We start from the raw sequence: 9,146 nt of genomic DNA on the forward strand, positions 1-9,146 counted from the left end.
TTATCCTTTCTTGGCCGGAGCGAGGGCGGCCGCTTTTGCGGGCTTGAGGAATTCGCGAAGCACGGAAGCCGGGCGATACCCTTCGAGGATCGCGCCATCGGACGGGCGCACGATCACCGGCGTTCCGTTGAAGCCGTGGGCCTTGGCAAATGCCTCGTTGGCATCGAGCCCGCTCGTGACACACGGCTTCGGATTGGCGAGCGCGAGACCCGAATAGGCCATGTGCAGGGACAGCTCGGGCCGCGGCGAGCACAGCACACGTTCGGCATCGCGGCGGCTGTCGGCCCCGAAGATCGAAATGGGCCGCTCCTCGACGCGCGCGCCGATCGCCTTCAGTTCGGCTTCGAGCTTCTTGCAGTAGCCGCAGTGGAAATCGGAAAAGACGACGACCTTGGGGCCGTGGGGTGGTCCCCAGGTGATCGCGCCGTTCGCGGGCAGGCCGGCGAGCGATACCTTCTGCGGGGTGGCGCGCGGGGCGGGCTGGCTTTCTTCGTTGGCATTGCTCCGCCGTGCAGCACCAGCAGCCAGCAAGTCTGGGTTGAGTGCGAGGAGACGGGCTGCGGTCAGGTCCTGACGCGCTTCCATGTCGTAGATGCGCCCGATCACCAGATACTTCGCCGCGCGATCGACGTAGAACAGCGTCGATTTCGAGGCGACTTCGCACAGGCCGCCAAGGCCATCGCAGGTGATGGCGTCGATCGGCGTCTTCGGGAGGCGCAGCTTGAGCGCGGCGCGCACCTTTGCCGTGTCGGGAGCCTGGGTCGGGGAAGCGAGGCTGGCCACGCCCCAGCCAGTTGCGGCTGACAGGGCGACGACGGCAGCGACCGCCGCCACAGGTCGGAGCCAGCGCCGCGGCTTGGTCAGGGTCGGATCGTTTGCGACGGGGGTCATTGGGAGTTCCTCACGTAAACGCCGTCGAGGAAGACGATCTCGACATCGATGCCGGTCGGCATCTCGACGACGGGTTGGTATTGTTCGGCGCGCTCGATCAGATATTTGCTGACCGTATCGGCGGCGTCCGCAGCGCCCTGGCCGAGCCCGCCGCCAAGGATGTCGCCGGCAGAGAGCTTCGAGCGAGTGCCGTCGGCATTGGTCGTGACGCCGGAGAAGACGCTGTTGGCGTTCGCCGAAAAGCCGCGCCCGAACCCGCCGACAATCCCGGCAAGCAGGGCCTGGCTGACAAGGCTGCCCTCGCGGCTAACGACACGGCCACGCACGCCCGATTTTCCGGCAAAGCTGATGAAGCCCTTGACCTCGCTCACCGCGACGCGCCCACCGGGCTGGTCGCAGGTCATCCGCGCCAGCTTCACGTAAACCTTCTCGGACGAGAGATCGCCGCGCGCTGCGCCATTGACGATGCAGCCCTGAAGCCGCGTGGTCAGAACCTTGCCGTTCTGCATGACCGATCGCGCCGGACCGGTAATGCGCAGCACCACGGGAAGCGGATCGGTCTGGCTCGCGACGCCTGCCGACGCATCGACGCCGACGATGACCTTGGCTGGAGCATAGGAATTGGGCGGGAGATAGTCGGGCGAGTCCTCGACCACCACCGGCGGCGCTTCCGGGCGAGCCGCCCTCAGTCCGCTGGCTCCTGCCTTGTCGGAAGTGAAGCTCATGAGTTTGACTTCGCCGGGACCGGGCAGGCCGGTTTCGTTCGCGCCCAGCGCAGAACCCGCAGGGGCAGGCTGAACCGGTCGACCGCGCGCATCGTAGCCACCCGCCTGCGGACCGTAGGCCGGTGGCGGCAGGCTTGCGGCTGCCGGGGCGGCCGGGCTGGCAAGGCGCGATTTCAGATCCGCATTCTCAGCGGAGATCGCATCGATCGCGGCCTGGCCGTCGACCCGCATGGCCTGGTTCTCGGCCTTGAGTGCAGCCAGCTGGGATTCGATTTCCTCGCGCGGGAGGCTCGCGTCCTTCATGGCCTTCTGCTCGCGGGTCACGGCATCGAGACGATTGCCGTAAGTCGCGACGAACTCGCGCTGCGAAAGGTCGCGATTGATGAGCCCTGCCGTGTCGATGGTCTGCGCGGCGGTGGGATCATCGCTCTTCGCGTTGTCGTCGCCGCCCAGGATGAACCAGCTGCCGCCGACAAGTGCGACTACGCCCAGGGAGCCAAGCAGAAGTTTCTGCCGCCGCGCGGTCTTCGCGTTGAGGCTGGTCACCGGCGACGGTGATGCCGGATCGGCCTGTACCGGGGTTGAGATCGAGGGAGCGTCAGTCATGGCCCAACCCTCCGTTCGAACCGACGATGAAGGCGACCGTGCTTTCTCCCGATTTGAGAGTGGGCTGGGCGATCGAGATTGCGAGTGTCTGGGATGACGCGAGATCCGCTTCGGCAAGCGTCAGCGGCTTGCGGCCACGGTTCGCCAGGCGGATGACCTTTCCGGCGAGCGCGCTGCCGCGGTAATCGGCGATGAGCTGAATCTCGAGATCGCCGACCCGTGTCGGAAGTGCCGAGGATTGCCGGACTTCAAAACCTTCGACCGTGCGGTCATTGGCCATGGCCTGGATGAGGCGTACTGCGCTCGTCTCCAGCGGCGTTTCGCTTTCCCAGCCTGCCGCCTTGTTCGTCGCGATCGCCGGGTTGGTGATGAAGACCTGGACTGCCGGAACAGACTCGACCTGGCAGGAGACCTTGTAGACGAAGCCCTTCTTGGTCGTAGCGAAGAAGCTGATCGACCGGGCCGCAAAGGTCTCGGGCACCGACACATAGATGTCGCCGCGCAGCGGCTCGTTGGTGACCGCAAAATCGTTGTAGGGCGTTCCGGTCGAGATCTTCGAAACGCTGGCAAACTGGTCGTCGACGAGCGCAAAGCGCGTCAGTTCGCGGGCCGACACGGCGCATTCGATGCTCGCTCCGTCTGCAGCCTGTTTGAACTGGTCGGCGGCCTGGGCGCCGCTCCCTGAAAATGCGAGAATGGTGCTGGCGCAAAGAGCCAGGCTCCACGCGCGCGTCTTGCGTCGGTAAGCCATCACTGGGCCTCCTTCGTTGAGTCTTTGGGTGGCAACTGGCTGAAGCCTGACAGCGCGAGACGCAGGCCCCGGTAGGTCCAGTTGAAGCGGAAACGGCGTTCGTCGCTCGCGATGACCTGGGCGCCGACAAAGGTCTTGAGCGTGCCGGTCACATCGGACGTCAGCCCCTTGGGGTCGACGGTCATCGACCGGATGACGAAGGCCTGGGTGACGTCCGAGCCACGCTGTTCCTCGACGATCCGGACGAGATCGGCCTTGAGGCGACCGTAGCTGGCCGGATCGGCGAGCTTCAGGATTTCGTCCATCCAGTAGTCGAGGCCCTCGGGACTGCGATTGAGCAAGACGAGCGCGGCATCGCGGGTCACGAGTTCGAGATAGTCGGCCTCGACCCCCGCGCTGCTGACGATGAGCTGCTTGGGGAGCGTCGGCAGGAGCACGACTTCGCGGTCGCGGGTGGCAGCAAGGCAGACGGCGACGACGAGCGCAATGCCAAGCCCGGCGCTGGTGAGCGCGAAGAGGTTGCGCTGGCGCAGCAGCGACTGCTGACGCTCGTGTGAAATGTCGGCAAACATGGATATCTCCCCTCAACCGGCAAGCAGGCGGCAGTGGGAAGGCGGCGTCGATTTCAGGCCCAGCAATCCGGCCGGCAGATACCAATAGGCGGCATGGGCTACCCAGGAGCTGGCGCGTCCTGCTTTTGCCTTTCGCAGCGCGAACCAGGCGCCGAAGGCAACGATGATGCCGATAAAGATATGCTGGCTGAGGATCCCCCAGGTGAAGGGGATGAGCATCCCGGCGAACTCGTCGATGGTCCAGAAGCCGATGAGCTCCGGATCGTCGAGCCGACGCGGGATGATATATGGGTCTGCCATGGCGACGCGCCTTCCCGTCCGATGCGTCAGATGACCGCGGTGACGACCGAGGTGACGATCGGAACACCCGTGCCGACGCCGATGCCGACACCGACCGGAACAGCGACCTGTCCGAGCGAGAACCGGCCCGAAGCAAGACCGATGAGGCCGCCTGCGAGGCTGAGGACGGTGATGATCTTGCCGCCCGAGCCTTCGAGGAAATCGGTGAATTTCGTGAGGGCAGGGGTGAAGGTCGTGTCAGCGCCCGCGTAGGCAGCGCTGGCGGCGAGGGCTGCAACCGCAAGCGGTACCGCGAAGGTCATGGCTCGCCCGAACTTCGAGGGGCGCTGGTCGATGGCGCCGGAGCGCCGGGAGAGGGTGAAAGACTGCATATGGAGCTCCATCTGGAGGGGTGAACCCAGCGTTCTTTCGTTCGCTGTGTGTTCCACATGCATCTAGGAATTCGATGTAGGAAAGTCGGAACGCCTGTCGAGCTGATGCGGCGGACGGATACGGACGCATCGAATGGTTGCTGTCGGCGATAATAAGCAGAAACAGCGGTTTATTTCGTAATCAGCGTCGACGAATCTCGACAGGAGTGGCGGCGATTGTCGACGACTCGAGCCTAGGGAATGATTCGCCTAGAAACGAGATGTTCTATATATGTTCTTTTCATTTTCCTACATGGACGGCGCGAGATATGGCTACGACTCAGTTCCTCATCGTTGGAGTTTTTGTCGATGCACCAGCCCGCGCCACTCCGAGGCGAAGCCAACACCAGCCTCGCGCACATTCTTGCCCATGCAATCCAAACGTCTGACAAGCCCAAGCACCAGATCGCTCGAGAAGTCGGGATCCACCGCGAGACCCTGCTCCGTGTGATGCGCGGCGATCGGCCGATTGGCCTTGATGAAGCCGCGCGCGTTCTCGAAGTCTGCGACGCTTTTCCCCGCGCGAGCATGATCCTCGCCTTGGCTGGTCAGGAGGATCTCGCCTGCGAATGGATGCGCAGCGAAATGGGAGAGTTTCTTGAGGACTTCTTTACGGCCTTGCCAGGCCAGCTCGAACGCACGCTTGGGCGACGCGTCGAAGATTTGCGACCCCGGTGGGCGAACGGCACTTCGCAGCTCGTCGCGCGCATGCTCGCCAAGCACATTGATGATTTTGCCAACCGCGACATTTCGATGTCGCTGCCACGCTGATCCAATTCACCTCGGAGGGGACCGAGAAATTGACCCGACAGGAACGATCATGAATGCACAGCCCCAGCCTACCAAGGACGGCGCAAACGCAGAACATGCGACGCCATCTGGCCCCCCGCCGGCCAGGCTTTTGCGGCTGCCTGAAGTCATCGACCGTGTTGGCCTGCGTCGTTCGGCCATCTACCAGCGGATGAGCGAAGGGCGCTTTCCGAAATCCCGCTCGCTCGGCCCCAAATGTACGGTGTGGGTTGAAGCTGAAGTAGAAGAATGGATCAGGTCGGTCACCGAAACGTGATTGGCGTGTCCCAGGGATCTGCTGGAAACGTAATGATGATACGTCACCTATCACAAATGCATTGACATTCAAAAATGATATGTTACCTATCATGCCATAAGGAGGTGGTCATGAAGGTACCCAATCTAACTCAGCTTGAACGCAATCTGAGAGAAACGCTTGTCCTTAAAGCCGAGGAACTCTCGATCATCGCTGGAAGCGAAGTTGGAGCACAGTTGGTTTCAGCTCTAACCGGGCTGAATGCTGTTCACGGCCTTCCCACTGATTGGTTTGCAGCCGAGAATGAGCTTGAACTCATCGACATCGACCGTCTCGCCATCACAGCTTGCATCCGAGACCTTCATGCTCGTCTCGAAACGCACTCTCTCGGCATGTCAGTTAATGATGGGAGGATTTCTTGCGAGGAAGTCGAGCAGGAGGATCTGGATCCGATCGAGCTCTATCTCTCGTCGCTTCCGGATGTCGCGCTAGCTGCATATGACTGGACTGGGTGTCGCAACGGTGCGGTTAAGGAACTCTTTTTGCTTGGCAGAGCCTGGAAGCACTTGATCGAGGCATTGGACTACGGGTCGAACGGAGACTTCGACTTCGAACCGCTAACAGTCAGTGACGTGGCATTGCTCGCCGGTATCGAGGAACGTTCCCTCAGAAATAAAGTGGGCAAGAACGGGCCGCTTCGGTCGGTGGACCAATATCGGGAAAGAAAGAGCCCCGTTTCGCAGAGAGGTTTTGTTGCGATTGACCGCTTCGACGCGATCGATTGGCTGTTGTCTCGAAAAGGATTTGAGCTGGGCCGCATACGGCCGGGGCTAGTCGCGATCCGTCTAGAGCGCATCTCCGACCCGATAGTCAAAGGCCGCGCCGCGCTAATCTCGGCAATGGCACTTGGCAAAAACTTTGAAATCGTCGCTGCCGAAACGGGGATTTCGACAGAACTTCTCAAAGCGCTCGGCGATGGGCTTGGATCAAGTGAAGTCGCTCAGGGTGTCGCAGAATTTGTTGCAGAACACGAAATGAAGCGATCGTCCAACACCGCCTCGGCTGGATAGCTGATGGGACGATTGCATCGAACCAGCTGCATTGTTGGTTCGCGTGCATCCGGCTGCGCGTCAATTGCCGGATGAGGCTCCGATCGGTCCACCTTTCCCGGTCGCAGCTTCCCTAAACGCGGGGAAACGCGTGACAGCCGGAGAGACGGCACACTTTTCTCGGTTCGGACGGGGAGCGCCCCTCGGCCAAGACGTAATTAATGAGGTGACGATGTATTACGCGGATTCAGCGGGGAAACTCGCAAATGCTTCTGATCTCAATGACCAGGCGATTTATGACGCCCATTCAGTCGCTGGCTCAGTGATTGGGATGAGTGAACAAGCAATCGAGCTCGCTGTTGAGAAGGGGGCGTTGATCGACGATACACAGTTCGCCCGGGGTAAGGTCGGCCATCTAGGAGCGTTCTATGCCCCTTTTGATTGGATCAACTCCAGGGCGGATGTGGTCATTGTCGGTATTTCGCCGGGTCAAGAGCAGGCGAAGACCGCTTTGAAAACGTTTCGGCGCCAGCTTCTCAAGGAAGCAGTGAACGACACGACGCTTCGCCGTGCATTGAGTGAAGCAAAAGCGGCTGCATCGTTCGATGGCCAAATGCGAGATATAGCGGCCAAACTCATGGATCATTTCCGAATTCATGATTTGCTGGGGCTGTCCAGTTCGTCTCAACTCTTCGGTGCTGCATCAGGAAGGGCGCACTATACCTCGGCATATCGCTATCCCGTTCTTGTGAACAAGAATGGGGTGTGGGCCAACTACTCCGGTGGCGAAGACGTTCGCGCTCGGTCGAATACGTTGCTGTCGGGGTTCGTAAACGACTACCTTGTTCCTGAGCTGCAATGCTTTCCTAACGCATGGATAATTCCCTTCGGCCCGACGCCGGCTGCAATTCTCAGCGAGCTCGGGCGTCTTGGAATTATTGATGATACTAAGATACTTGCCGGATTGAATCATCCCACCGGGCAGCAATGGAATCGCCACCGCTGTCAATTGGATATGGTCGACCACGATCGCTGTGCGACGAATGTCGGTTGTTCCAAAATTCAACAGCGATCCCTCGCACTTCGTTCTCGGATATTGGCTCTACTGGGGTAGGCCGAGACCGACACTGACGTTAAAGTGGTGAAATCGCTCTACCGCTGGAATCCAGCAGGCGCTAAGCAATGGAAATGGCTTACAGATATCCCGTCAATAGTCCGCTGCACCCCGACGCTCTAAAGACCAAGCAGCGCGAGCTTCGCGAAGGATTTTCGACGCCTCTGACGCTGCGCGTCCATCGTGCCATCTCTTGGCTTCGCCGTGCTGAAGCAGAAGAGGAAGACCAGGACGTTCGTTTCATCCTGCTCTGGATCGGTTTCAATGCTGCCTACGCCGGCGACGTGGAAGCCTCCGCCAGCAATTCAGCGCCGGAAGGCGAGCGCGGGCTGTTTCAGTCGTTTTTCTCGACATTGGTGAAGTTCGATGGGCGTCACCGTGTCTACGATGCCGTCTGGCAGCGGTTCAGCCAGGAGATCCGCCTCCTTCTGGACAATCGCTATGTCTACCACCCCTTCTGGCAGCATCAGAACGGTGTGCCAGGATACCAAGACTGGGAGCACAAGCTCGAGCGCGGTCGCCTTGCCATTAACCACGCCCTGCGCGAGCACGACACGGTCCGGATCCTGTCGATCCTCTTCGATCGGCTCTACGTCCTGCGCAACCAACTCGTCCACGGCGGCGCGACCTGGAACAGCGATGTCAATCGCGACCAGGTGAGGGACGGGGCATCGTTGCTCGGTTGCCTCCTACCGATCTTCGTCGATCTGATGATGGAAAACCCGCAGCATGAGTGGCCGATGCCGAACTATCCGGTCGTGGATTAGGCTTGATGGAGACGATTGACGATCTCGTCGCAGACTCGTCTGCGCTCATCGATGGCTATCTCGATCCCGCCGACCGAGAGCAGCTTTACAATCGCATCTGGCATTGCTTGCGCTGGCAACAGCACGATCCCGATGACAGGATAATGCAGCTCATCATCCGGCTGTACGACCTGTTTGTCCGCGTCATGCCCGTGGAACACAGAATGATGATCTATCAGGCGGCGAAGGAAGAGGTCGAGCACCGCCGTTTCACGCCAGCGGTCTTCATCGTTTTCATGCAGAACGAGATCGACGAAGGGATTGCGTCCACCGCGACGATCGACCTCTTGGCCTACAGCAAGCGTGACTGGTCGTCGCTACCCGTGGGGTTCAAGGCGCTCCTGGGCATTGTCGAACACGGCATGTGCAGAATTCCCGGAGCGTTGTTTGGGGCCGCAATAACGTTCGGCGATGGCAATCTGCTCATCGGCCTGGACACGATGGCGCCCCATATGACCGATCGTCATATCAACATGGCCGCGCGCATGCAGACTGGATACGTCCATCATGCGGCGATTCAGTACTGGCTTTCGATTGCTCGCCGCATGGCAACACGTGAAGACCAAGTTGCTCAATCAGTCGTCGGAAGCTGCGCCAGTGCGCTGGTACGTTACCACCAAAGCGCCTTCCAGCCTGTCGTGACCGATATAGAGAGACTTTATCCGGCGTGGGATTTTGACCCCGCAGTATCGGTAAAGCAGCATTGGAGCTTCGAGGAATACGGGAAGCTGATCGAGCCGCAGCTATGTGCGATTTACGAATCTGAAGCCGGCGAGAAGATTTTTGGCGAAGTCTTAAATGTCTGGTGTGCGTCAGTAGATTAGTCCTTTCCTGCATTTCGACATTCGCCTGATCAATTGTTGCGTTCCGCGTTTAC

Annotated in this window: 12 protein-coding genes; 6 read left to right on the forward strand and 6 right to left on the reverse strand. The window is 60.2% G+C overall.

The features are described from left to right. From FAX90_RS00455 to FAX90_RS00480, 6 genes are read right to left on the reverse strand one after another with little or no spacing between them, the layout of a single operon-like run. Positions 1-891 carry a DsbC family protein gene (locus FAX90_RS00455; RefSeq protein WP_144094527.1) on the reverse strand — a complete coding sequence of 297 codons (891 nt, stop codon included), beginning with the start codon at positions 889-891 and terminating at the stop codon, positions 1-3. Next, complete coding sequence (locus FAX90_RS00460) at positions 888-2,222, reverse strand: TraB/TrbI/VirB10 family type IV secretion system protein (protein WP_144094529.1); 1,335 nt, start codon at positions 2,220-2,222, stop codon at positions 888-890. The genes FAX90_RS00455 and FAX90_RS00460 overlap by 4 nt, the downstream gene beginning before the upstream one ends. Then, complete coding sequence (locus FAX90_RS00465) at positions 2,215-2,973, reverse strand: type-F conjugative transfer system secretin TraK (protein ID WP_144094531.1); 759 nt, start codon at positions 2,971-2,973, stop codon at positions 2,215-2,217. Before FAX90_RS00465 ends, FAX90_RS00460 begins: the two co-directional genes overlap by 8 nt. Further along, positions 2,973-3,545 (reverse strand): type IV conjugative transfer system protein TraE, encoded by a 573-nt coding sequence (locus tag FAX90_RS00470; RefSeq protein ID WP_144094533.1) that lies wholly within the window; start codon positions 3,543-3,545, stop codon positions 2,973-2,975. The genes FAX90_RS00465 and FAX90_RS00470 overlap by 1 nt, the downstream gene beginning before the upstream one ends. A gap of 12 nt (positions 3,546-3,557) precedes the next feature. Then, entirely contained in the window at positions 3,558-3,845 is a 288-nt protein-coding gene (gene traL / locus FAX90_RS00475) for a type IV conjugative transfer system protein TraL (protein ID WP_007013892.1), read from the reverse strand. A gap of 26 nt (positions 3,846-3,871) precedes the next feature. After that, the gene (locus FAX90_RS00480; RefSeq protein WP_119595017.1) at positions 3,872-4,216 is read right to left on the reverse strand and encodes a TrbC/VirB2 family protein; all 345 of its coding nucleotides are present in this window, start codon (positions 4,214-4,216) and stop codon (positions 3,872-3,874) included. A gap of 348 nt (positions 4,217-4,564) precedes the next feature. On the opposite strand from FAX90_RS00480, the gene FAX90_RS00485 reads away from it, so the two are divergent. The 6 genes from FAX90_RS00485 to FAX90_RS00510 all read left to right on the forward strand — a co-directional run bounded on the left by FAX90_RS00485 (position 4,565) and on the right by FAX90_RS00510 (position 9,093). After that, on the forward strand, positions 4,565-5,026 hold the full coding sequence (locus FAX90_RS00485; protein ID WP_144094535.1) for a transcriptional regulator: 462 nt from the start codon (positions 4,565-4,567) through the stop codon (positions 5,024-5,026). A gap of 49 nt (positions 5,027-5,075) precedes the next feature. After that, positions 5,076-5,321 carry an AlpA family transcriptional regulator gene (locus tag FAX90_RS00490; RefSeq protein ID WP_144094537.1) on the forward strand — a complete coding sequence of 82 codons (246 nt, stop codon included), beginning with the start codon at positions 5,076-5,078 and terminating at the stop codon, positions 5,319-5,321. 110 nt (positions 5,322-5,431) lie between these two features. Further along, positions 5,432-6,370: a hypothetical protein gene (locus FAX90_RS00495; protein ID WP_144094539.1), complete on the forward strand. Its 939-nt coding sequence runs from the start codon at positions 5,432-5,434 to the stop codon at positions 6,368-6,370. 211 nt (positions 6,371-6,581) lie between these two features. Next, positions 6,582-7,463, forward strand: a complete 882-nt coding sequence (locus tag FAX90_RS00500) for a hypothetical protein (protein ID WP_144094541.1) — start codon at positions 6,582-6,584, stop codon at positions 7,461-7,463. 74 nt (positions 7,464-7,537) lie between these two features. Next, entirely contained in the window at positions 7,538-8,230 is a 693-nt protein-coding gene (locus FAX90_RS00505) for a HEPN domain-containing protein (protein WP_144096765.1), read from the forward strand. After that, positions 8,197-9,093 carry a hypothetical protein gene (locus FAX90_RS00510; protein WP_144094543.1) on the forward strand — a complete coding sequence of 299 codons (897 nt, stop codon included), beginning with the start codon at positions 8,197-8,199 and terminating at the stop codon, positions 9,091-9,093. The genes FAX90_RS00505 and FAX90_RS00510 overlap by 34 nt, the downstream gene beginning before the upstream one ends. The last annotated feature ends 53 nt before the right edge of the window (positions 9,094-9,146 follow it).

Origin of the sequence: Croceicoccus sediminis, assembly GCF_007570835.1 — a bacterium.
Classification (GTDB): domain Bacteria; phylum Pseudomonadota; class Alphaproteobacteria; order Sphingomonadales; family Sphingomonadaceae; genus Croceicoccus; species Croceicoccus sediminis.